Origin of the sequence: Rhodococcus sp. BH5, from assembly GCF_027583855.1 — a bacterium.
GTDB classification, from domain to species: Bacteria; Actinomycetota; Actinomycetes; order Mycobacteriales; family Mycobacteriaceae; genus Rhodococcus_F; species Rhodococcus_F qingshengii.
In genome coordinates, this window is record NZ_JAJHVW010000007.1 from 69,647 (window position 1) to 88,664 (window position 19,018).

Consider the following 19,018-nt stretch of genomic DNA (forward strand, 5'->3'; position numbering starts at 1 on the left):
TTTCAGCTTGCCTTCGACATCGTCGGTGCAACGATGCGTTCCGCGTACTCCCGCAACAGCACGACCAGGTCTACGTCGTCGACGGAAAGTCTGCCGGTCGGACCTATCGCAGCCAAGGCACCGACGACACACCTTTCCGCGTCGTGGATCGGGACGGCGACGGCGGAGCGTCCGACACGAATCTCGTCGACCTCACGGGCGGCCTCACCGCGCCGGATCCGAGAGAGTTCGAGTTCCAACTGGTCGCCGTCGGTGATGGTGTGTGCGGTGACCTTTCGCAGTGGGGCCTCGGCCAATTCGGGTCGGTTGGCGAGGAGCAGCTTCCCGATAGCCGACGCGTGAACGGCTGTGACCAGTGTCCGTTCACCACTGAGTTCGTGGTCGGGATCGCGATCGACGAGCCGAATTCTGTTTTCTGCAAACGACGCGAGGTAGACGCCGAACCGTACCTGCTCGCGGAGTTCTTCGAGGAGCACCGAATTGTCGATGGGTGTGGGTTCGGCGGCAGCCCCGGCTAATTCACGGGTGCGTCGGCCTAGTGCGAAGCCGGAGAGGTCGGCGATCCGAACCAGGTAACCGTCGGCGACAAGGATGTTGAGTAACCGATACGCAGTGGCAGGTGGGATGTCGGCCAGGGCGGCAATGTCCTTGGCGGTGGCTCCCGATCCGAGCCTGGCCGCCGACTCGAGGAGGGCAAGGGCGCGCTGAACCGCTCGGGGTTCGTGCCCACCGAGGTCGCGTGGTCGGCCCACCATCAGCGGGCGCCGGCAGTCGGCTCGCCCACCAGCACGATGTTTCCGGCTGCGTCGGTGGCGAACACCCCAGCTCCTGGTAGTACGTCCTCGGTTTCGGGACTGTCGAAAGCTCCGACGTGCAGCAGACTTTTGGGGCTTCGGCGTCGCAGGTAGAACTGCCAGAGTGTGCCCGAAGTCAGGATCACGAGCACGGCGATCGGTGCAACGTACGCGTGGTCGATCGTGTTGGCATAAACCAGGTAACCGAGGACTATCGCTCCGGCACCACTGCCACACGACGCGGCCGCGAGAACGCCGGGAGTGTGCTCGCCGATCCGTGTCAGGAAGACAACGGATGCGATAGCCGTCAGTGCATAGGCCACGATGACGGCGCCGCGAACAGTCAGTCGAACGTCGTCGAAGATTTCTCCGCGCCCGAGAACGGCAAAGGTTCCGCCGCCCAGCAGGACGGTGCAGACCACGGTAGTCAATGCGAAGTAGGGCGTACGGAAGGCACTGTGAACCGAGGCGAACCGGCGGGGGAGTAGGCGCTCGACACCGAACGAATAGACCAGGCGTGACGCAGCATTGGACGACGCCATCGACGACGCCAGCCACGAGCACCCCAGACCGACGTTGAGCGCGATCACGACACCGGGGCTCACGCCCGTCGCCGTTCCGTGGAGATAGGCGTTGACGAGGGTGTCACTGCGCCCGGACCAAGCGGCCCAGCCCGCGAAGATGAAGAGCGATCCACAGATGATCGGAGTGAGAAGGACTGTGCGGGTGACGGTTACCAGCGGACGACGGGCCTCGGGGCCGAAGAAGGCCGCGCTCTCGAATCCGGCGAGAGCGAACACGGCAGCCAGGGCGGTGAGTAACAACCCGTGGCCGGAGGTGGGTGGAACGATCTGTGCTTGTTGACTTCCGGAACCGCCCAGGATCATGAGCCCGACGATGAACAGAAGTGAACAGCTTTCGACGACGAGGATCGCGAGCGCGGCAAATCTGACACTTCGCACGAGAGCGCCGAGAATCAGCAAGGCTATCCCCAGATAGAGCGCGATGACGTGAAAAGTCTTGTCCACGTGCATACCCGCGAAGCCGAGCAATGCGATTGCGGCCTGTCCGCCGTGATAGAGCGTCATCACCGCGCTGCCGACGTACTTGACCAGCATGGCGATGCCGGTGGTCAATGCTGCCCGGGTGCCCAGGCCACGAAAGACGAAGCTGTGCAGTCCGCCCGACGCAGCCATTCGGCGAGTGAACTGCGAAACGCAGAAGGCTATGAGCGTCACCAGCACGGTGGCGGAGATGATGGTGATCATCCCGCTCAACAATCGGCCGTGTGTCAGCATGGTGACGGGCAGAACCACCATCGACACAGCGGGAGCAGTGGTTGCCACCGACTGGGCCAGCACTTCGGCGCCCGAGAGTTGCCGACGGCCCAACGCCCGCAGCGGTGATCGCGCCGGGGGCTGCTTCTCGCGCGTGGTGAAGGACCGCGCGATGGCTTCGGTGAGAGCGGACATGTCGCGTCACGCTAGTCCGGTTCTGTAACGCCGATATTGCGGGCATGCTTCCGCTGATCGCACTCGGGTGAGAGAGCAAGATGCGAACGCTCGCACGTTTCTCACTCGGTCCCCACCGACTGTTTCCTGCGCGTCAAGTTCCGGACCCAACGCTCCTGAAGTCTGTGTTCAACACCAACCACCCGGGTCACCGGGAGCACACTGGGGAGCTCGAATGCCATACACACGTAGATCTTTCATGCGCAGCCTGGGAATCACCGGCGGCGCGGGCCTGGCGCTCGGTGCTATGTCGTCCATCGGCCTGGCGCCGGCAGTGGCGTCGACGCCGAGGCGATTTCAGGCACCTGCTGCGGGTGACCTGATCGGAAAGGTCAAGGGAAATCACTCCGTCGTGATCCTCGGCGGCGGACCGTCCGGGCTGTGCTCTGCCTACGAACTGCAGAAGGCCGGATACAAGGTCACCGTCCTCGAAGCACGCAACCGCCCGGGTGGTCGGGTGTGGTCGATCCGCAACGGCACCGAAGAAACCGACCTGAACGGTGAGACACAGACCTGTTCGTTCTCCGAGGGGCACTTCTACAACCTCGGTGCGACGCGTATTCCGCAAAATCACAACACCATCGACTACTGCCGCGAACTGGGCGTCGAACTGCAGATGTTCGGAAACCAGAACGCGAACACCTTCGTCAACTACACCGGCAACAAGCCGCTGGCGAATCAGTCGATCACCTACCGAGCAGCCAAAGCCGACACCTACGGATACATGTCCGAGCTGCTGCAGAAGGCCACCAATCAGGGCGCTCTCGACCAGGTCTTGAGCAAGGAAGACAAAGAAGCACTCTCGTCCTTCCTCGCCGACTTCGGCGATCTCTCCAGCGACGGCCGCTACGTCGGATCCTCGCGTCGAGGGCACTCCGCGGAGCCGGGCGCCGGCCTCAACTTCGGAACCGAGATCGAACCATTCGGGATGAGCGATGTCATCCAGGGCGGCATCGGGCGTGCATTCTCCTTCGAGTTCGGTTACGACCAGGCCATGACGATGATGACCCCCGTCGGTGGCATGGACCGGATCTACTACAAGTTCCAGGACGCGATCGGGATGGACAACATCGAGTTCGGCGCCGAGGTCAGCGGCATGAAGAACGTGCCGGAAGGCGTCACCGTCGACTACGTCGTCGACGGCAAATCCAAGTCGATCACCGCCGACTACGCAATCTGCACGATCCCACCGCACTTGATCAAGCGGCTGAACAACAACCTGCCCTCCGATATCCTGCTCGCGCTGGATGCCGCCAAGCCGTCGTCGTCGGGCAAGCTCGGTATCGAGTACTCGCGTCGGTGGTGGGAGACCGAGGACCGCATCTACGGTGGCGCGTCCAACACCGACCGCGACATCTCCCAGATCATGTTCCCCTACGATCACTACAACTCCGACCGCGGCGTCGTCGTCGCGTACTACAGCTCGGGTAAGCGTCAACAGGCTTTCGAATCGCTCACCCACCGTCAGCGGCTGGCAAAGGCCATCGCCGAAGGCGCAGAAATCCACGGCGACAAATACACTCGCGACATCTCGTCGTCCTTCTCCGGAAGCTGGCGTCGCACCAAGTATTCGGAATCCGCCTGGGCATCATGGGCCGGCGCGGGAGATTCCCACGGCGGCATGGCAACTCCCGAGTACACCAAGCTGCTCGAACCCGTCGACCGGATCTACTTCGCCGGCGATCACCTCTCCAACGCCATCGCCTGGCAGCACGGGGCCTTCACGTCCGCGCAGGACGTCGTGACCCACCTGCATCAGCGTGTTGCGCAAACTGCCTGACGTGCTTCGTTTCCCATCACTTTTTCTGGAGGTCTAATCATGAAATCTCGCAGCACCAAGGTCCTTGCAGCGGCATTCGCCGCCACCACGCTACTGGGCTTCGCCACTGCCTGCTCGTCTGACGAGGCGGACGCCGAGACCACATCGAGTTCGTTCGTCTCGAAATCGATTCTCGAAGCGGGGCAGGCAAACCCGATGATCGCTCAGGGCGTCGCGATCGGCGGCGACACCGCAATCTACAAGACCAGCGGCATCGGTCCGTCGGCAGGAAACAAGGCGGCGCCGGAAGGTTCGCCGGAGTCGTACATCGACGGTCAGTTCTCCGGCGGTGTTCTGCCGACCGGTGTCACCGTCACCGAGGCGCAGGGCATCAATGTACTCAAGAAGATCCGCGACAACCTCGAAGCTCAGGGATTGAGTCTCGAAGACGTCGTGACGATGCGCGTCTTCCTCGACAACGCGCCGGGATCGGACAAGGCCGACTACACAGGATGGAATCGCGCGTACCGGCAGTTCTTCGCCAACACCAATCTCGACACGGGTGACACCGAGTTGGTGCCGATGGGCACGGCCGAGCCGATCGCTCCGATCGAGCGAAACAGCGCCCGGCCCACCCGATTCGCCCTCGAGGTTGCCGGACTGCCCGTTGCCGGTTGGCTCGTCGAGGTAGAGGTCGATGCGGTGTACCCCGACGGCAAGGAACCCGCCTGATGGGCGCGCTCAGCCCGACTCACTGGGCGATCGTCGCAGTAGTGCTCGTGGTGCTGTTCGGTTCGAAGAAGCTGCCCGACGCGGCCCGGGGCCTCGGCAGGTCGATGCGGATCCTGAAGTCCGAAGTCGGTGAACTGCAGTCGGATACGGACCTCGCGTTGGAGCAGCGAGACTGACCCCCGTGCGCGGTTGAGGAGCCCCCACACTCCTCAACCGCGCACAGGTCTACTAGATCAGACCTTCGGAACGAGCTACCGACGGTGGTGACGGCGGACCCTTCACGAAGACATCGATCAGCACGTCCTCGTCCTGGTACGACGCGAACTGCGCCAACCCCGGCGTCTGGCGCACAGCCGAATGAACAGCGTCACCGTTTTGCGGATACTCCGGCACGACGTGACGCCAATGGGCGCACAGCAGCGTTCCGCCAGGCTCGAGATGCTCGACGACCTGCAGCATTGCCTCGATGAGCTTTTCGAAGGTCAGGTAGTAGCCGACTTCGCTGATGACGACGAGGTCGAAGGTTTCTTCGGACCAGTCGTCACCCAAGGCCCAGAGCCGAAATTCGGCGTCATGTCCGGTAAGCCTCGCACGAGCGCTCTCGAGTGCGGTCGGGACGATGTCGGTGGCGAGAACGCTGTCGCAGCGCTCGGACAACTTCTCGGTGAGAACCCCGATCGAGCACCCCGGTTCGAATGCGCGACGGTATCGAGGTTTCGGGAGCATAGCGACACTGAGTGCGTACTTCCGCTGCTCGTACCAGCGGGATTCGAAATCCCATGGGTCGGACTGTGCGGCATACATCTTGGCGAAGTAATCCGCGGGGAGTTCACTATCGCTCATACGAACACCGTCTCGTACGGCCTCAGTAATCGTTCCATCGCATGGCGGGGGAGGATGGGTGCATCCGCGGGATGATCGGAAAGCGGAGCGATCTGTGAAGTGAACTCATTGGTGGCAGCAGATTTCGCAGCCTGAACGTCGGAGGGCAAGGTCACCTTTCGTGCTCTTTCCCACGGGACTGCCGCATGATCCGGCGCGGCCCAATGCCACGCCCAGATGGGATACTCGATCAAGCGCGATCCAGTGTCCGCGCACGCCCTCGCCGCCGCGTCTCCGGTGGCTTCGTGGTCCGGGTGGCCGTCCCCGCGCCACGTGGAGGCGCACCAGGTATCCGCCGAGGAATCACCGAGAATCGAGCTGAGGCGGTCGGTCAACTCCTGTCGGTTCTCGCCGATCTTTCCGTCCGGGATGCTCAATCGAACCGGTGTGGGAATTCCGAGGACACGCGCTGCCCGATCCGACTCGGACCGTCGACGGCGTTCCATCTCGGGCTGAGTCACGGTCGGTGAATCGGGATGCGAAGCTCCGCCGTCGGTGACAGATACGACCTGAACACTGATGCCGGAAAGTATTGCCAGAAGAGCGGTTCCGCCCAGACCGAGTATTTCGTCGTCGGGATGGGGAGCGACGATGATCAATCGTGAGCATCCGGTGAGATCCAGTTCCGGAAAACTTCTTCCCCACTCCCGCCATGTCGATTCGGGAGTACCGCCGTCGTCGACAGGCTTCTGCGCGAACAGTTTCGAGTTCACCACGGCCGTTTCCCCTTGGCTGCAATCCGGCCCAGCTCGGCGAGATCCTTCTCGGCGTGACTCTGCCGCAAGTAGACGGTGAGATCGGCTACCCGTGCGGCGTGCGCGGCGTCCATGCAGAGCGGTGCGGCGCCGAGAGCGCGTCCCACCCGATCCAGGGTCTCGGTAGCGGCGCGCTCGACAATTGCGCGCACACGGAGTGCCCGCTGCATGGCCTCGGCATTTTCGTCGAAGGGATCCGCATCGACCTCGGCCGCCGCGACTGCGAGCGCGTTGCGCGCTGCGGCGAGCGCTGCATCGACCGCACCGAGGTGTGCGAGTACGTAGGGGTCTTCGCTGCTTGCAGCCTTGTCGTACAACGGATCAGCGACGCCGCAGGCGCCGCCGTACCAGCATGCAGCCACGCCGATCGCGCCGTGCCAGAACCCCGGGCGGCTCAGGTAGTCGCCTGCCGTCCCGACCGGTATAGCCGGAACCATGTCGAAGTCGACCGCGCTGGAGTCGCTTTCGGCCATACCGACGGCCTTCCACGAATCGGGAACGGGATGCACCCCAGGTAGTCCGAGCTCGACCGCGAAGAGGGAGGGGACACCGTCGACCAAGGCGGTGATCAGTGCATGCGTGCAGGTGTTGGCGCCGGAACACCACAACTTGCGACCGGTGAGCGTCCAGATCCCCACGTGCTCAGACGCATTCACCACAGGTTCGGGTGGCTCGGCCGCCCACACTCCCCACAGCTGCCCGGGTTCGGGATCCGGTCCGTCGAGTTCGGTGAGTATCGCGACGGCATCGGTGTGAGCCTCAGCCATCCGGCCGAGAACCACATTCTCCCGTGTGAGCTCTGCCAGGGAGGTCCACCGTGCGGCCGTCGCGCCGCCGCCGGGCAGCGGCAAGTACAGTCCACCTGCGTCCAGGAGTGTGTGTAGTCGTTTCATCGTGCCAGCTCCGCTTCTTCGTTATCGGCGGTCGTACCACCCAGGTTACGGATATGTCCGGCAAAGCCGCCCGGAGTTCGGCCGTCGAGACGCGCAGACGTGGTGACCGCAATGTCCTCTGCCCACGCGATACAGGCACCGGCCTCGCTCAACCGCCGGACGAGATCGACATCCTCGTCTTCTTCGAGATCGCAGAATCCTCCGACGTCCCAGTACATATCGGCGCGGACACCGAGGTTGGCACCGTGGACGTGACCGTGTCGACCATAGGGGTGTGCGTGGTACATACGTTCGTACCGTTCGCGAACGGAGTGCGGATGGCCTTCCCAGTCCGCGATGCGAACGGTGCCCGCGACGACGTCCGCAGTACGCGCATACTCCAATTGGCGCGCAATCCAGGTGGGGCCGACCACCGAATCGGCATCGGTCGTGGCGAACCACGCTGAGGCCCCCAAATCCGAGCCGAACGCAGAGAAACCCGTCGCTCGCGAACGGCCGACGTTCTGATGCTCGACGCGGAGTACTTCCACCCCGTCGGGGATGACCCCCGCGGTTCCGTCCGAACAGTTGTCGAGGACGGCAACCACTCGGACGGGGACAACGCAAGCCGACGCCGCTGTTGCGAGTGCACGAAGGCAATTGGGGAGGTCTTCGGCTTCGTTGTGGGCGGGAACTACGACAAGAACCTGGTCGATTGGCACAGTGACGATCCTTTCCTCACCCTGGTACGGTCGGGTCTTCTTTCGTCCCGGTTCTCAACAGATAACCACATTTCGGACGGGTGCCGCCGCGCGACCGCCAGCAGCCGTGCAGGTCGAAAACTGTTTCGGTGAAACATCTCTGGATACGTTTGAGAGATGTGCCGGCGGGGTACAAGACGGGGTTTTGCGACTGTGCTTTCGGGTGCAAAACGGGGTTTTGCACCGAAGAATCTTCAGAACCGGCGGTGGCGCACCGAATCGACGAGCATCCGGGCCACCTCGTGCAGTTTCACGTTGGTGTGCTGCGATTGCTGAACGAGTCGGCTGAATGCTTCGTCGGCGTCGATGCCGTGGATGGCGATCAGCACGCCCTTGGCTTGTTCGATCTCGGCACGAGATTCCATGGCGCAGTGCAACTGTTCGATGTGCTCGTGTGCCTGACGCCAGCGTCGTGAATCTGCGATCGCCGCGCCCGCAGCGGCGGTGAACAATTTCATCAACTCTTCGTCGAAGGGCTTGAACTCTGTCGAGGCGAATCCGTAGACGTTGAACGCGCCGAGAAGTTCGGTGCTTCCTTCGCCCATGGTGAGCGGCACGGACAAGTAGGACCGGACACCTTGTTTCCGGGCCTCGGCGGTGAATTCCGGCCATTTGTCGTCGTGATCACCCACCTTCGACCGAACCGACGACATGGTGCGCGCGGCGTCAACGCACGGACCACGATCGGCGGAATGCTGGGCATCGTCTATCGCGGAAAGGTAGTCCGCGGTAGATGCAGCAGTTCGTGGGCCATCGGCGGACAGCACCGTCACGCTGACAGCATCGGCATCCGGCAGCGCTTTGACCGCCGTCTCGGCCAGACGTTGGAGCATGGAGTCGAGATGCGCGTCCGTGTTCAGAGTGGACCGGAGTCCGGCAATCGCTTCGGCGAGGGTGTCGAGCGAATCTGCTGCGGAAGCAAACGCCGCGGCTCCCTCTGGGGTGTCCGCATTGCCTGTCATGATTCAGGTCTACTCCGCAAATTGCGGCGATGTAACCGTTCCAGGCGGTCTTTGCTTCGATGTTGCATGAAATCCGAGGTTCCTGGGTAGCCGCACGCAGCGATGTGCGATGTCGCCTGAAAAAAGAGGAGCCGATGATGATCCTGCGTTTACCTGGTGTGTATCCACCGCAACATGACACGTCGTTACTGGCGGATGCGCTGCTGTTCGAGCGCCTCACCGTTCGCAGTCGGGTGCTGGATCTGTGCACGGGGACCGGCGCCCTCGCTGTCGCGGCATCCGCGGCAGGCGCAGGCCACGTCGTCGCGGTCGACATATCTCGCCGCGCGTGTGCCAATGCTCGTCTCAACGGGATCCTCAACGGAACCTCGATCGACTCCCGTCGTGGCGACCTCACCGAGGCGGTGCACGGCGAACTCTTCGATCTGGTGATCTCCAACCCGCCGTACGTCCCTGCTCTTGCAGATGATCTCCCTACCGCTGGAATCGAACGTGCTTGGGACGCAGGCAAGGACGGACGCGCCCTCATCGACAGGATCGCAGCCACCGTTCACGAGGTGCTCGTCCCGGGCGGCACACTGCTTCTCCTGCAATCGGTGCTGTGTGGGGTCGACAAGACCGAGGCGATACTCGAAGAACACGGTATGGCCGTAGAGATTTCAGCCCGGAAGTACGTTCCCTTCGGGCCCGTGATGCGCGAGAGGCGCACCATGCTCGAGGCACGAGGGTTGATCACCACCGGTCAGGAAATCGAACAACTCGTGATCATTCGCGCAACGAAGTCTTGCCCTTCTCCCAACTCGATGTGAGGTGATCGCCGAGAAGATCGTCGAACGCCAGGCACGCTGCGGCGCCGAACAAGATGTCATCAGTGCGGTGCGGCTGCGAAGAAGCGAGACCGCCGGCAAGGTCCCGAACGGCGATCTGTTCGTGAACGGAATCCGCTTCCACGTGCTCGTCGTAGAACAGTGTCGCGCCCGAACCGAATCCGAGTCGGCGCAGTCCTGCGCTGTATCGTTTGCTCGGCAGCGCAGACGTGGTCTCGACAGCGCACAGGTGCCCGACCAGCGTTCCGAGATGGCGGCGATGAAAACCGAAGAGCGAGAGAGCATTCAACGACGCCAACGTTACCGCGGGAACAGAATCGATGTAGTGGCCGTAGCGGTCCGAAAGACCCACAGCCCGCATGGTGTCGGCAAAAAGACGCGAATGCATTCGCTCTGCGCGGCCGCCTCCGTACTCGTCGCTCTGCACTTCGACGAGGGCGGCCTTGACGGCACCGGAGAGGCGCGAAATTCCGAGGGTGTGCACATCCGCCTCGCGGAGCTGATTGAGCGAACGGTGAATCAGCACCTCCGAGAACTGATCGATCGTTGCATCCTTCGCCATGAAGGACGCAAGACCTGGGCCTGCGCTGGGGGCGGTCATCGACCAGAGGTCGGCCACGACGTCGCCAGACGACTCCACTGTCCCCACGAGTTGCGCGATGGCGGACTCGAAACGCTCTTCGAGCCGAGACCGCACCGCGAGCAGGTCCGGATTCCACTCCCATTTGTCCGAGACGTTCTCGATTCCCTGCAAATGAAGCTCGTAGAGGAGCGTCAGGGTCAGCTGAGCGTCGTCGTCACGAAGAATGTCGTAGGTGAGGTCGGTGGACTGTGCATCCTCGTACGCGTCAGCGGCAGCCGTAATCTCCCTCGGATCGGCCGAGGAGCGCAGAATGGAAACGAGAGTGGCGCTCAATGGGCCGCGGGCCTGTGGAACAGGCATGGAAGTGGGCACACCAGTGGCCGAATCGAGAACTGAAGAGGACATATGACCGCGTTTCCCGAATCGTCATCTGCCGAAACACCGAGTGTTCCCGGTAACAACACCACCATAACCGCCTGCACGGACGGCCCGCTGCTGGTGCGTGGTGACTTCGAGTTGCTCCGTGACGACGGCACTCCGATAGAGAACAAGCGCTCTACGGTTGCATTGTGTCGATGTGGGCGGACCGGCATCGCGCCGTTCTGCGACAGCTCCCACAAGAAGAAGCGGGCGCGAGCGACGTAACCGGTGCCAATATTCGGAACAAGCCCGACCCGTGAACCGAGACGACCCGGAAACCAAGAAAAGGCTGGATGCCGGCACCATGCGGTGCAGCGTCCAGCCTTTTCAGTCTGAAGTCAGACTGGGATCGAACTCAGATGGCGCGAACGTTCTGAGCCTGGGGGCCCTTCTGGCCCTGTCCGATCTCGAACTCGACCTTCTGGCCCTCGTCGAGGGACTTGTAGCCGCTGCCCTGGATCTCCGAGTAGTGAACGAACACATCCGGTCCGCCACCTTCCTGCTCGATGAATCCGAAGCCCTTTTCACCGTTGAACCACTTGACACTGCCCTGAGCCATAACCAAATTCTCCTGGATCCATCGAGCCGAGCCCTCCCATCGAGAGTCCGGTCTCACACCTGATCCTGCCATGCTCTTCTTTTTCTGTCTCCAATTACATGCATGGCGAGTTGCAGTATTTGACGGCTTTGTCCCGTTCCGGGACCACGTCGGAAGCAGGTGATTGTTCAACTATGCGCGTTTACCTGCTGTGATGTATTCGTCCCTTCGATGCAGCGCGAAATGACAACACCTGTGTTAAATCTGGATTCGCGGCGCAGAATGCCACCCCGATACCGAGGAGGGGACCAAATACCCAACTCGATCGGGGTCGAGATCAGTCCGAATCGTCGGGTTTGGTGTGCCCGTCGAACGTCACATGGATGTTCTCGTGGGGAACCGCGCGTTGTGCTTTTGCTTGATCGGCGAAGGTGCGCCGATCGCCTTCGATGAGTTCGGTGTTGTCGGTGAACGGAGCCAACAACGCCCGCGGATGGAGTTTGTCGACTCGCACGACGTTGATTTCCGCACACATGACGATCGAGGCTGCAGCGAGGAACAAGAAGGCCAACAAACCCAGAACGATGGCAAAGACGCCATTGGTGGTGGAGGCACCCCGCACCACAGAGGTCACATAGAGGGCACCGAAGGACTGAAGTGCTTGCCAGAGAACAGCAGCGGCGATCGCTCCAGGTGCCACATCGGCTACCGAGAGCGGGCGGGCGCAGGTGAGCCGGAAAGCGACGATGAAGATGCCCGCATTCAAGACGACTACCGCAAGGGTCAGCAGGAAGCTGAACGAACCGCCCAGATGAAGCGCACCGCCGATGTTGGAGACAGCGGTGGTCCCCAAGATCGCGAGACCGATCGTGCCGAGGAGTAGTAGCCCTTGGAGACGCCCGCGGATGGGATCCGGTCGCATGTTTCGGGGCACCGACCACACCGTGTTCATCGCGTTCTGGCAAGCCAGAGCGACACCGAGGCCACCGTAGAGACCACCGACGATTCCGATCACCAGACCCGTGACACCGCCGCCGATCTGTTGCGCATTGCCCAGGTCGTCACCGATCACCGGAAACTGATGCAGCGCGGAGTCCAAGATCTGTTGCTGAAGCTCAGGGTTGCCCGACAGCACGAAGCCGAGAATGGTCGAGAGCAACAGAAGAAGAGGAAAGAGCGAGACGAAGCCGTAGTAAGCGATCAGCGCGGCTAGATAAACACCTTGATCGTCGAGGAACTTGTAGAGGACCGCTATCGGGAACCCCAGGGCCGGATGCTTCTGTTGCAAGGCATCGAGGCGCTTGGCGATTGTCATTCTCGGTCTCTCTCAGCTCGTCGGACAGCCCGACGAACCTTAGTCGCTGCGAGCGCCCGGCGCTCGACGCCGGTGCAGCCGTCGCGTCAGGAGGCTTCGAGTGACTTCTCTGCTTCGTCGAGCGCGCGCATTGCTCCCTCGACAGAGTTGGTGACCGGGAATTCCTCTTCCGCCCGCGCCGCGCGAAGCAAGCGTCGAAGCGGGTGTGACCCGATCGCGGCCCACTGGAAGTCGTTGGCTCGCGAACGGGAGTTCAGCTCGGCGAACAGTTCGAGGCAGACCGCACCGACGAACAGTGAGTTGGACAAGTCCAGAATGACGCGAGACCACTCCGCAGCGTACGAGTTGAGAAGTTCTCGTAGTGCTGGGGCGGCGAGTTTGTCGAGGTCGACCTCGACCTGGATCAGGACTGTCGAGGGCGCTATCCGCCAGGCCGCGAAACCATGCGTTTCCACGATCGGCCCCAATTGTGTTGAGGGATCGATGGAATCGATCGGTGTGTGGTCGAGTTCATTCAGATTCATGGCAGATCCGGTCTGTGTGCTTTCATCGAAAGGCTGACGACCGATCTGGCGGCGCGGAAAGTTAATGCGTCCAGGCGTGGAAAGCTTTAGAGCTCAATGGAAATGAACAGTACAGATGTGCGCAGGAAATGCTCACCTGATCCAGAGCCTTGATGCGAACCGAGCGCCAGTGGCTTCAACCCCGGCTGTATTCTCAACCTCGGTACCGTTCAGTGTAGCTCGAGGGCGTGAATCGGTCCAGGTGAGAGGTCGAATATTAAGCGGTGCAATGTTTTTGGCTCGACGCTTCGGTATGGTGGAAGATCAGCGTCACCGGACGAAGGGAATCAGATGAACGACCGCGATGCACTCACGGCCATCTCGACCAAGCTCGACACACTGATCGGCGCGGAGACCAACGGTTTGCGGGACGAGGTTCCGCCCGGTTCCAGTGTGCAGCGCACCGAGCAGGACGGCGAGCACGGCCGGTGGGGGCACGATTACCGCCTCGCCAACAAGTATCTCGAGGCCCTCGACATCGGCCAGCCCGGTCTCATCGATCGAGACGAGCTGGAACGTCTTGCACAGGAATACATCTGATCCTCGAGACGTACCTTCAGAAGATTTCACCCATCTCGGTGCGTAGCTGCTTCAGTGACTGAGTGAGGATTCTGGATACATGCATCTGAGAGATGCCGACCTTTTCGGCAATCTGGGATTGGGTGAGATGGCCGAAGAATCTGAGAACGACGATCGTGCGCTCGCGCTCCGGTAGTGCCAGGAGCGCGGGCCGCAGGGTTTCGTGATTGTCGATCCGACTGATCGCTTCGTCGTACTGTCCCAAAGTGTCTATCAGAGTCAGACCACTCCCGTCGCCGGCGGACGCGGTGTCGAGCGGTGTGGTTCGGTACGAATTACCGGCGGTCAAACCTTGTTCGACCTCGTCCGGTTCGATGTCGAGTTCCTTGGCGAGTTCCGCGACTGTCGGTGCACGGCCGAGCGTCTGGGACAAAGTCGTGAGCGCCCGGTTGAGGGCAAGGTGCCGTTCCTGAAGGCTACGAGGCACTCGCACGGACCAGCCGTGATCGCGAAAATGCTTTCGAACCTCACCCATGACGGTCGGGACGGCGAACGAGAGGAAATCCGATCCTTTGTCGACGTCGAATCGCTGCACGGCCTGTATGAGCCCGACGCGAGCAACTTGCTCCAAGTCCTCGAAAGGCTGGCCACGCCCCTGGTATCGGCGAGCGACGTGTGTGGCCAGGGGTAGGCACAGTTCGATGATCGAGGTGGTTATTTTTTCTCGGCTGGGATCATTCGGCGGAAGCGAGGCCATCGAGACGAACAGTTCGACAGCTGTTTCGTACTGGTCCTTCTTGTCCGGTGGGACAGCGGTCACGCACGCTCCTGGGGCAAGCCCTTTTCAAGCGTCATCGTCAGGGTGATGTGACCGTCCGCGTCGATTTCCGACTGTTCCAGGCGGACGGAATCGACCAGCGCTTCGAGAACGAACCATCCGAAGCTGTGCGACTTGTCGGGTATCTCGGAGTGCGCGATCACGGACACGACAGTCCGAAGTGTGCGGCCGACGGTGTCGAATCGGCAGGTCAAGTCGCTGGACGGTATCGCGTGGCCGATGAGGATGCTCGCGACTTCGTCCATCGCCAGAGCAAGGTCGGCTGTTCCGTCGACATCGAGTCCGGTGTTGTTGGCAACCGTTCGGGTGATTCCGCGCAGAGTGGGAAGTTGAGAGTACGACGCGCGGACGCGGAGCGAGGCGATGGAGTCGTGAGTTAGTTCGGTTTCGGTCGGACTCGACAGAGGGATCAAGGGGCTTCCTGTAGGTAGATGTGGCGTAATTCCGGCGGACCGAGGCAAGGACCGGTACCGGCCGTGCGTGCCAGCCATCTCTACCCCGGAAGTATTCATGGCCTTGGATTACCCTTCGCCCGGCGAACTAACCCTCTTTACCCGAACTAGAGGATGAATTGTGAGACACATCACCTGTGGTGCGGACGTACCGAATCCTCATCTTTCATTTTCGCGTCGTTCGGGTACAGCCGCTTCATGGACACCCATTCGGACAGACAGATCCCCGTACACATACGACCGGAAGGTGTCACTGATGACGAGGTGAAGGCGGCAGGAGTGCTGTCGAACGCCCTTGAAACGGTGGAACGGGCACGCGGTGCTCTGTACGACTTCCATCAGCTGATAGGGCATGCCGATCTGATGCTCGACGAGGTCGTCGAGCTACTGCGATCCAGCGGCAACGACGACCTGGCCGATCAGGTCGAGGGCGAGTTGATGGGCCGGAACGTGGTCGAGGGGCGCTGGACTTTCCAGTTGGTCGAAGAGTTCGACGAGAACTACTGGTCGTTTTTTCGTGAATGCGAGAAAGTGGTGCGCGACAAGCTGGCAGGCGGAGTGCCGCACCTCTTCGAAGCCGAGATGAAGGAGCGACGCCGCACGCACGGTTTGCGGCACCACGAGGCCAGGCCCTGAGGTTCCTGTCTACTCTCGTGAGCTCGTCGCGGCACTGATCAGTGGTTCAGTTCGAGCTTTGCGCAACGATTCTCGCTCGGTCGCCGTCATGCCGCCCCAGATACCGTGGGGTTCCCCGGTCTGGATGGCGTGCACCAGGCATCTCTGCACGACAGGGCATCTGGCGCACACCAGCTTCGCCGAACTCTCGCGCTTCGCTCGCCTGGAGCCGCGCTCGTTCGTGTCGTCGTAGAACAGAGCGGGGTCGGTGTCGCGGCAGGTGCCGGACAGTTGCCAATCCCACTCGTCGGCAAGGGGCCTGGGAGATGTGTAGGAGCGCATGAACATGGACGTTCCCTTCGCTGCGTGACGAACTCGACTCGGATCGCGGATCCAGGTCGGGTGTTAAGGCAAAGCTCGGTCCCGCCGGCCTGAACCGGCGGGACCTTCGAGGCTCCTCCCTCGAGGGGGAAGATTTCGGGGGTACCTCTGGTCGGTCATTACCCAGCCGTACAACTTTTGAATCCCGGTCGTCAGGAATTCTTTTGATCCACGGCACGTCGTTCTGCTGCGGCGACAAGACCACCGGCGATGTCGCGCACCTTGACGTTCCATTCCTGCGACATCTGGACCAGAAAGTCGAAGGCTTGGTCGGCCGAGCACTCACGCTCGGCCATCAGTAATCCCTTGGCCTGCTCGATCAAGGGCCGAGAATCCAAAGCTCTTCTCAGTTCGTCATTTTCCGCGCGAAGGCGGGTGAGGACGTCTGACGCCGAACTGGACTGCTGAGCCAGCGGTCGTTGAACCTCGTATACACGATGAAGCACACCGATGACCCTGCCGTCATCATCGGTGACGGCGGAATTCACCGTATTCCAATAGCGGGTGACAAACATCCCGCTCCCGCGCTCGTCGCGCACGTCGTAACGCTGAGTCGGCAGTGTGTCCCGAGTTCGGGACCGCATCGTGCGCTCGAATGACGCTGTCAACGAGAAGATTCCATCGGCAAACGAGTCGTCGGGATTGTCGGGGAAGGCTTCGAACACTTCCACTCGGTGCAATTGATCGAGGCTGCGACCGGATACGGCAAGGTATTCGTCGTTTGCGCCCTGGATACGAAAATCGCTGTCCACGAGCAGAAGAGAAGAACTGCTTGCCGCAAATCGATCGCTACGAACGATCGAGCGGAGAGTGCTCGAACTCATGATTGTGTCGTTTCTGTCCTGTCTTCGACGGTTGCGGCCCCTGATATTTCAGAAGTAGGTGATCGCGAGAACTCCAAGGGCGGTGCCTGCCAGGATCGATCCGAACAACAAACGCTGCTGCAACACGAACATCTGATACTCGCGACGTGTTTGTGTCGAGGTGCCGCGCGAGTCCGCAGACATGCTCTTGCCCTTTCCTGTTGTGGGGAGTGCGGTTTCGGCCGACCCCCGATCGGCCGAAACCGCGGACGGTGCATCAGTTCTGACGCGCCTCATTTGCGGCATCCTGCTCGGTGGACGCGCCTTCGTGTACGAGGCTGCCACCCGAGTTCTCGAGGTGAGCACGAACGAACCACTGGAACTTTTCCAACTGCGCCGTCTGGCCGATCAACATGTCCTCGGTGATCGGATCGATCTTGCCGACACTGTCGATTGCGGTGCGACTGTCGGTGATGATCCCGGTGTAGACGAGGTCGAGCGCAGCGAGGTGCGCACGAGCGTCGTCGCGGCCGACGGAGTAGTCGTCCCACGTTCGATCGCGCTCGATTGCTCCCGCGGTGCCCTTGGGTGAGTTACCCAGTGCCGCGATACGTTCGGCCACATCGTCGGCGTAGCCGCGAACCAACTCCACCTGGGGGTCGATCATCTCGTGCACGCCGATGAAGTTGGGGCCCACGACGTTCCAGTGAACGTGCTTGAGCGTGAGGTGAAGATCGTTGTAGGCGCTGAGGCGTTCCTGCAGAATATCGGCGACGGACGAACCGTCTGCGCTGCTCAGTCCCGGTACGGTGAACTCGGACATATGTTTTCCTCTCGTCTTGATGGGGATCGCCCTCCAGTGGGGCGGTCTCGCGCCATCGTCAATCGGATCGCGTGTCGGTCAGGTTCAGTGCGCGAGTGCTACTGGCTCCTCTGTCACCGGGTCGCCGTACATCATCGCGATTCGGCGCTTGACCTCTTCGGTTGTCAAAGTCGCACTTGCGACAGTGATTCCGATGCCGGTGGTGCTCTCGCCCTGTGTGGGCGGGATGTCGATCGTCGTCATCTTGCTCCCGGTGAAGAGTGTGCCGTGAGGGAGTCGGCTGAACCACCGACTCCGACGTCTGGGTGTTCTGCGCCTTCGAGCTCCAGTTATGGCGCTTTCAGGTGCTACAAAATCTATATCAGCCGATGTAGATAATTGGCAAGGCTTCTTCGATTCGCGGGCGAGGGAAAGCGCATTGTGCAATCTTGTCGAAATCGGCTTTGATCTGCCATTTCACGCCCTTTCTGCTCGACGATTCTTGTTGTCAGTGGTCCTGGACACGCTTGAATCTATGTCCTGGGCGTCAGATTCACTGCGTGATGGTGCTAAGGTCGGGTGACGCCGATTGAGACAGCCGACACCGAACTAGGAGGTTCCAGTGACGTCGGAATCCCAGACCCGGGCGCTGCGCGGCGTGTACGGGATCTCAGTGATGTCTGAACTGTCCGGGGTAGGACCTCAGACGCTGCGCCTTTACGAGCGAAGGGGCTTGCTCACACCAACCCGCACCGATGGCGGTACGCGCCGGTACAGCGAGGCCGACCTGGATACGCTCGGACGAATCACCGCGCTGATCGACGACGGAGTCAATCTCGTCGGTATTCGTCTGATTCTGTCCCTCGAGGCCGAGAATGCAGTCTTAGCGGCTCGAATCAGCCAGTTGACCGCCGAGGGGGACTAGTGGTGCTGCTCGAGACGATGCCGTTCAGGATGGAGTTTCGGTGCGGGTAGGGTCGCCGAAGTCCGCGTCGGCGGAGATTTTGTTCCCTGCCGCTGCGATCTGTTCGAGCGCGGCGTCCAAAGCATCGACCAACCATTGATGCGACGCCTCCGCGAGGAGGCGATCCGGAGTGTCGGTGTTCTCGGATTGGAAGAACCGCACCAGCCATGATTCTCCGTTGTCGGGTCGATCGGAGAGTCCAGCCGCGGTATTGGTCGCCAGAAGGAACCGGTTGTATTCGAGGTCAACACGAATGGCGTACTCGCCGAACAGGTTCACCACGTTGGCCGGCCGATGAGTAGCGGCAGCGAGCGCAATGAGAGCGTCGTTGTAGGTTTCGGAGTACTTCATCGTGAGGGGCATGGTCGGC

The 19,018-nt window shown here is 61.4% G+C and carries 27 protein-coding genes; 8 read left to right on the top strand and 19 right to left on the bottom strand.

Going from position 1 to position 19,018, the window contains the following annotated elements:
• Positions 1-2: 2 nt before the first annotated feature.
• Both RhoBH5_RS18755 and RhoBH5_RS18760 read right to left on the bottom strand, forming a co-directional pair.
• On the bottom strand, positions 3-755 hold the full coding sequence (locus RhoBH5_RS18755; protein ID WP_042926394.1) for an IclR family transcriptional regulator: 753 nt from the start codon (positions 753-755) through the stop codon (positions 3-5).
• Positions 755-2,266, bottom strand: a complete 1,512-nt coding sequence (locus tag RhoBH5_RS18760; protein ID WP_054187568.1) for an APC family permease — start codon at positions 2,264-2,266, stop codon at positions 755-757. Before RhoBH5_RS18760 ends, RhoBH5_RS18755 begins: the two co-directional genes overlap by 1 nt.
• Positions 2,267-2,504: 238 nt before the next feature.
• Here RhoBH5_RS18760 and RhoBH5_RS18765 point away from each other — a divergent pair, with 238 nt between their 5' ends.
• Genes RhoBH5_RS18765 through tatA form a run of 3 tightly spaced genes read left to right on the top strand, consistent with a single transcriptional unit; the run spans position 2,505 to position 4,972 of the window.
• The gene (locus tag RhoBH5_RS18765; protein WP_270008717.1) at positions 2,505-4,085 is read left to right on the top strand and encodes a flavin monoamine oxidase family protein; all 1,581 of its coding nucleotides are present in this window, start codon (positions 2,505-2,507) and stop codon (positions 4,083-4,085) included.
• A gap of 39 nt (positions 4,086-4,124) precedes the next feature.
• Complete coding sequence (locus RhoBH5_RS18770) at positions 4,125-4,796, top strand: Rid family hydrolase (protein ID WP_007726540.1); 672 nt, start codon at positions 4,125-4,127, stop codon at positions 4,794-4,796.
• Positions 4,796-4,972: a Sec-independent protein translocase subunit TatA gene (gene tatA / locus RhoBH5_RS18775; protein ID WP_003943732.1), complete on the top strand. Its 177-nt coding sequence runs from the start codon at positions 4,796-4,798 to the stop codon at positions 4,970-4,972. The genes RhoBH5_RS18770 and tatA overlap by 1 nt, the downstream gene beginning before the upstream one ends.
• A gap of 52 nt (positions 4,973-5,024) precedes the next feature.
• On the opposite strand, the gene RhoBH5_RS18780 is transcribed toward tatA, so the two are convergent.
• The 5 genes from RhoBH5_RS18780 to RhoBH5_RS18800 form a co-directional block, all read right to left on the bottom strand.
• Positions 5,025-5,639, bottom strand: a complete 615-nt coding sequence (locus RhoBH5_RS18780) for a class I SAM-dependent DNA methyltransferase (protein WP_125050412.1) — start codon at positions 5,637-5,639, stop codon at positions 5,025-5,027.
• Complete coding sequence (locus RhoBH5_RS18785; protein WP_003943643.1) at positions 5,636-6,394, bottom strand: PIG-L deacetylase family protein; 759 nt, start codon at positions 6,392-6,394, stop codon at positions 5,636-5,638. The genes RhoBH5_RS18780 and RhoBH5_RS18785 overlap by 4 nt, the downstream gene beginning before the upstream one ends.
• Positions 6,388-7,326: an acyl-CoA dehydrogenase gene (locus tag RhoBH5_RS18790; protein WP_270008666.1), complete on the bottom strand. Its 939-nt coding sequence runs from the start codon at positions 7,324-7,326 to the stop codon at positions 6,388-6,390. Before RhoBH5_RS18790 ends, RhoBH5_RS18785 begins: the two co-directional genes overlap by 7 nt.
• Positions 7,323-8,027, bottom strand: a complete 705-nt coding sequence (locus tag RhoBH5_RS18795) for a glycosyltransferase (protein WP_042452319.1) — start codon at positions 8,025-8,027, stop codon at positions 7,323-7,325. The genes RhoBH5_RS18790 and RhoBH5_RS18795 overlap by 4 nt, the downstream gene beginning before the upstream one ends.
• Before the next feature lie 233 nt (positions 8,028-8,260).
• Positions 8,261-9,028 carry a GAF and ANTAR domain-containing protein gene (locus RhoBH5_RS18800; RefSeq protein WP_270008667.1) on the bottom strand — a complete coding sequence of 256 codons (768 nt, stop codon included), beginning with the start codon at positions 9,026-9,028 and terminating at the stop codon, positions 8,261-8,263.
• A 137-nt stretch (positions 9,029-9,165) separates the two neighbouring features.
• On the opposite strand from RhoBH5_RS18800, the gene RhoBH5_RS18805 reads away from it, so the two are divergent.
• On the top strand, positions 9,166-9,837 hold the full coding sequence (locus RhoBH5_RS18805) for a HemK2/MTQ2 family protein methyltransferase (RefSeq protein WP_270008718.1): 672 nt from the start codon (positions 9,166-9,168) through the stop codon (positions 9,835-9,837).
• On the opposite strand, the gene RhoBH5_RS18810 is transcribed toward RhoBH5_RS18805, so the two are convergent.
• Entirely contained in the window at positions 9,794-10,843 is a 1,050-nt protein-coding gene (locus RhoBH5_RS18810) for an iron-containing redox enzyme family protein (RefSeq protein WP_007726547.1), read from the bottom strand. The two genes, RhoBH5_RS18805 and RhoBH5_RS18810, sit on opposite strands and share 44 nt — an antisense overlap.
• On the opposite strand from RhoBH5_RS18810, the gene RhoBH5_RS18815 reads away from it, so the two are divergent.
• Positions 10,844-11,083, top strand: a complete 240-nt coding sequence (locus RhoBH5_RS18815; RefSeq protein ID WP_003943717.1) for a CDGSH iron-sulfur domain-containing protein — start codon at positions 10,844-10,846, stop codon at positions 11,081-11,083.
• Positions 11,084-11,213: 130 nt separating this feature from the next.
• Here the strand turns inward: RhoBH5_RS18815 and RhoBH5_RS18820 are convergent, their stop codons facing one another.
• The 3 genes from RhoBH5_RS18820 to RhoBH5_RS18830 form a co-directional block, all read right to left on the bottom strand.
• Complete coding sequence (locus RhoBH5_RS18820; RefSeq protein WP_003943666.1) at positions 11,214-11,417, bottom strand: cold-shock protein; 204 nt, start codon at positions 11,415-11,417, stop codon at positions 11,214-11,216.
• Positions 11,418-11,733: 316 nt separating this feature from the next.
• Positions 11,734-12,711 (bottom strand): YihY/virulence factor BrkB family protein, encoded by a 978-nt coding sequence (locus tag RhoBH5_RS18825; RefSeq protein ID WP_003943713.1) that lies wholly within the window; start codon positions 12,709-12,711, stop codon positions 11,734-11,736.
• A gap of 86 nt (positions 12,712-12,797) precedes the next feature.
• Positions 12,798-13,235, bottom strand: coding sequence for an STAS domain-containing protein (locus RhoBH5_RS18830; RefSeq protein ID WP_270008668.1), 438 nt, complete (start codon positions 13,233-13,235; stop codon positions 12,798-12,800).
• A 330-nt stretch (positions 13,236-13,565) separates the two neighbouring features.
• Between RhoBH5_RS18830 and RhoBH5_RS18835 the strand changes: the two genes are divergently transcribed.
• Positions 13,566-13,814: a hypothetical protein gene (locus RhoBH5_RS18835; RefSeq protein WP_003943680.1), complete on the top strand. Its 249-nt coding sequence runs from the start codon at positions 13,566-13,568 to the stop codon at positions 13,812-13,814.
• A 16-nt stretch (positions 13,815-13,830) separates the two neighbouring features.
• Here the strand turns inward: RhoBH5_RS18835 and RhoBH5_RS18840 are convergent, their stop codons facing one another.
• On the bottom strand, positions 13,831-14,613 hold the full coding sequence (locus tag RhoBH5_RS18840; RefSeq protein ID WP_003943639.1) for a SigB/SigF/SigG family RNA polymerase sigma factor: 783 nt from the start codon (positions 14,611-14,613) through the stop codon (positions 13,831-13,833).
• Positions 14,610-15,044 carry an ATP-binding protein gene (locus RhoBH5_RS18845; protein ID WP_003943620.1) on the bottom strand — a complete coding sequence of 145 codons (435 nt, stop codon included), beginning with the start codon at positions 15,042-15,044 and terminating at the stop codon, positions 14,610-14,612. The genes RhoBH5_RS18840 and RhoBH5_RS18845 overlap by 4 nt, the downstream gene beginning before the upstream one ends.
• Before the next feature lie 237 nt (positions 15,045-15,281).
• Here RhoBH5_RS18845 and RhoBH5_RS18850 point away from each other — a divergent pair, with 237 nt between their 5' ends.
• A complete protein-coding gene (locus RhoBH5_RS18850) occupies positions 15,282-15,719 on the top strand; it encodes a hypothetical protein (RefSeq protein WP_039972685.1) in 438 nt (145 codons plus the stop codon).
• 9 nt (positions 15,720-15,728) lie between these two features.
• On the opposite strand, the gene RhoBH5_RS18855 is transcribed toward RhoBH5_RS18850, so the two are convergent.
• The 5 genes from RhoBH5_RS18855 to RhoBH5_RS18875 all read right to left on the bottom strand — a co-directional run bounded on the left by RhoBH5_RS18855 (position 15,729) and on the right by RhoBH5_RS18875 (position 17,948).
• The gene (locus RhoBH5_RS18855; RefSeq protein WP_003943622.1) at positions 15,729-16,046 is read right to left on the bottom strand and encodes a WhiB family transcriptional regulator; all 318 of its coding nucleotides are present in this window, start codon (positions 16,044-16,046) and stop codon (positions 15,729-15,731) included.
• A gap of 185 nt (positions 16,047-16,231) precedes the next feature.
• Positions 16,232-16,903 (bottom strand): ANTAR domain-containing protein, encoded by a 672-nt coding sequence (locus RhoBH5_RS18860; RefSeq protein WP_007726556.1) that lies wholly within the window; start codon positions 16,901-16,903, stop codon positions 16,232-16,234.
• A gap of 48 nt (positions 16,904-16,951) precedes the next feature.
• The gene (locus tag RhoBH5_RS18865; RefSeq protein WP_256261806.1) at positions 16,952-17,086 is read right to left on the bottom strand and encodes a hypothetical protein; all 135 of its coding nucleotides are present in this window, start codon (positions 17,084-17,086) and stop codon (positions 16,952-16,954) included.
• Between the two features lie 73 nt (positions 17,087-17,159).
• Entirely contained in the window at positions 17,160-17,705 is a 546-nt protein-coding gene (locus RhoBH5_RS18870) for a Dps family protein (protein ID WP_003943731.1), read from the bottom strand.
• Between the two features lie 84 nt (positions 17,706-17,789).
• A complete protein-coding gene (locus RhoBH5_RS18875; RefSeq protein ID WP_003943664.1) occupies positions 17,790-17,948 on the bottom strand; it encodes a hypothetical protein in 159 nt (52 codons plus the stop codon).
• A 358-nt stretch (positions 17,949-18,306) separates the two neighbouring features.
• Between RhoBH5_RS18875 and RhoBH5_RS18880 the strand changes: the two genes are divergently transcribed.
• Positions 18,307-18,609, top strand: coding sequence for a MerR family transcriptional regulator (locus RhoBH5_RS18880; protein WP_003943719.1), 303 nt, complete (start codon positions 18,307-18,309; stop codon positions 18,607-18,609).
• 24 nt (positions 18,610-18,633) lie between these two features.
• Here the strand turns inward: RhoBH5_RS18880 and RhoBH5_RS18885 are convergent, their stop codons facing one another.
• Complete coding sequence (locus RhoBH5_RS18885) at positions 18,634-19,011, bottom strand: hypothetical protein (protein ID WP_007726560.1); 378 nt, start codon at positions 19,009-19,011, stop codon at positions 18,634-18,636.
• Positions 19,012-19,018: the final 7 nt, after the last annotated feature.

Bases quoted from the DNA above. Each gene is read 5' to 3' on its own strand.
- RhoBH5_RS18875 (WP_003943664.1), bottom strand. From the start codon at position 17,948: ATGACGACGATCGACATCCCGCCCACACAGGGCGAGAGCACCACCGGC.
- RhoBH5_RS18885 (WP_007726560.1), bottom strand. From the start codon at position 19,011: ATGCCCCTCACGATGAAGTACTCCGAAACCTACAACGACGCTCTCATT.
- RhoBH5_RS18790 (WP_270008666.1), bottom strand. From the start codon at position 7,326: ATGAAACGACTACACACACTCCTGGACGCAGGTGGACTGTACTTGCCG.
- RhoBH5_RS18835 (WP_003943680.1), top strand. From the start codon at position 13,566: ATGAACGACCGCGATGCACTCACGGCCATCTCGACCAAGCTCGACACA.
- RhoBH5_RS18800 (WP_270008667.1), bottom strand. From the start codon at position 9,028: ATGACAGGCAATGCGGACACCCCAGAGGGAGCCGCGGCGTTTGCTTCC.
- RhoBH5_RS18760 (WP_054187568.1), bottom strand. From the start codon at position 2,266: ATGTCCGCTCTCACCGAAGCCATCGCGCGGTCCTTCACCACGCGCGAG.
- RhoBH5_RS18805 (WP_270008718.1), top strand. From the start codon at position 9,166: ATGATCCTGCGTTTACCTGGTGTGTATCCACCGCAACATGACACGTCG.
- RhoBH5_RS18780 (WP_125050412.1), bottom strand. From the start codon at position 5,639: ATGAGCGATAGTGAACTCCCCGCGGATTACTTCGCCAAGATGTATGCC.
- RhoBH5_RS18810 (WP_007726547.1), bottom strand. From the start codon at position 10,843: ATGTCCTCTTCAGTTCTCGATTCGGCCACTGGTGTGCCCACTTCCATG.
- RhoBH5_RS18825 (WP_003943713.1), bottom strand. From the start codon at position 12,711: ATGACAATCGCCAAGCGCCTCGATGCCTTGCAACAGAAGCATCCGGCC.
- RhoBH5_RS18755 (WP_042926394.1), bottom strand. From the start codon at position 755: ATGGTGGGCCGACCACGCGACCTCGGTGGGCACGAACCCCGAGCGGTT.
- RhoBH5_RS18865 (WP_256261806.1), bottom strand. From the start codon at position 17,086: ATGTCTGCGGACTCGCGCGGCACCTCGACACAAACACGTCGCGAGTAT.
- RhoBH5_RS18820 (WP_003943666.1), bottom strand. From the start codon at position 11,417: ATGGCTCAGGGCAGTGTCAAGTGGTTCAACGGTGAAAAGGGCTTCGGA.
- RhoBH5_RS18855 (WP_003943622.1), bottom strand. From the start codon at position 16,046: ATGTTCATGCGCTCCTACACATCTCCCAGGCCCCTTGCCGACGAGTGG.
- RhoBH5_RS18850 (WP_039972685.1), top strand. From the start codon at position 15,282: ATGGACACCCATTCGGACAGACAGATCCCCGTACACATACGACCGGAA.
- RhoBH5_RS18870 (WP_003943731.1), bottom strand. From the start codon at position 17,705: ATGTCCGAGTTCACCGTACCGGGACTGAGCAGCGCAGACGGTTCGTCC.
- RhoBH5_RS18765 (WP_270008717.1), top strand. From the start codon at position 2,505: ATGCGCAGCCTGGGAATCACCGGCGGCGCGGGCCTGGCGCTCGGTGCT.
- RhoBH5_RS18860 (WP_007726556.1), bottom strand. From the start codon at position 16,903: ATGAGTTCGAGCACTCTCCGCTCGATCGTTCGTAGCGATCGATTTGCG.
- RhoBH5_RS18830 (WP_270008668.1), bottom strand. From the start codon at position 13,235: ATGAATCTGAATGAACTCGACCACACACCGATCGATTCCATCGATCCC.
- RhoBH5_RS18815 (WP_003943717.1), top strand. From the start codon at position 10,844: ATGACCGCGTTTCCCGAATCGTCATCTGCCGAAACACCGAGTGTTCCC.
- tatA (WP_003943732.1), top strand. From the start codon at position 4,796: ATGGGCGCGCTCAGCCCGACTCACTGGGCGATCGTCGCAGTAGTGCTC.
- RhoBH5_RS18770 (WP_007726540.1), top strand. From the start codon at position 4,125: ATGAAATCTCGCAGCACCAAGGTCCTTGCAGCGGCATTCGCCGCCACC.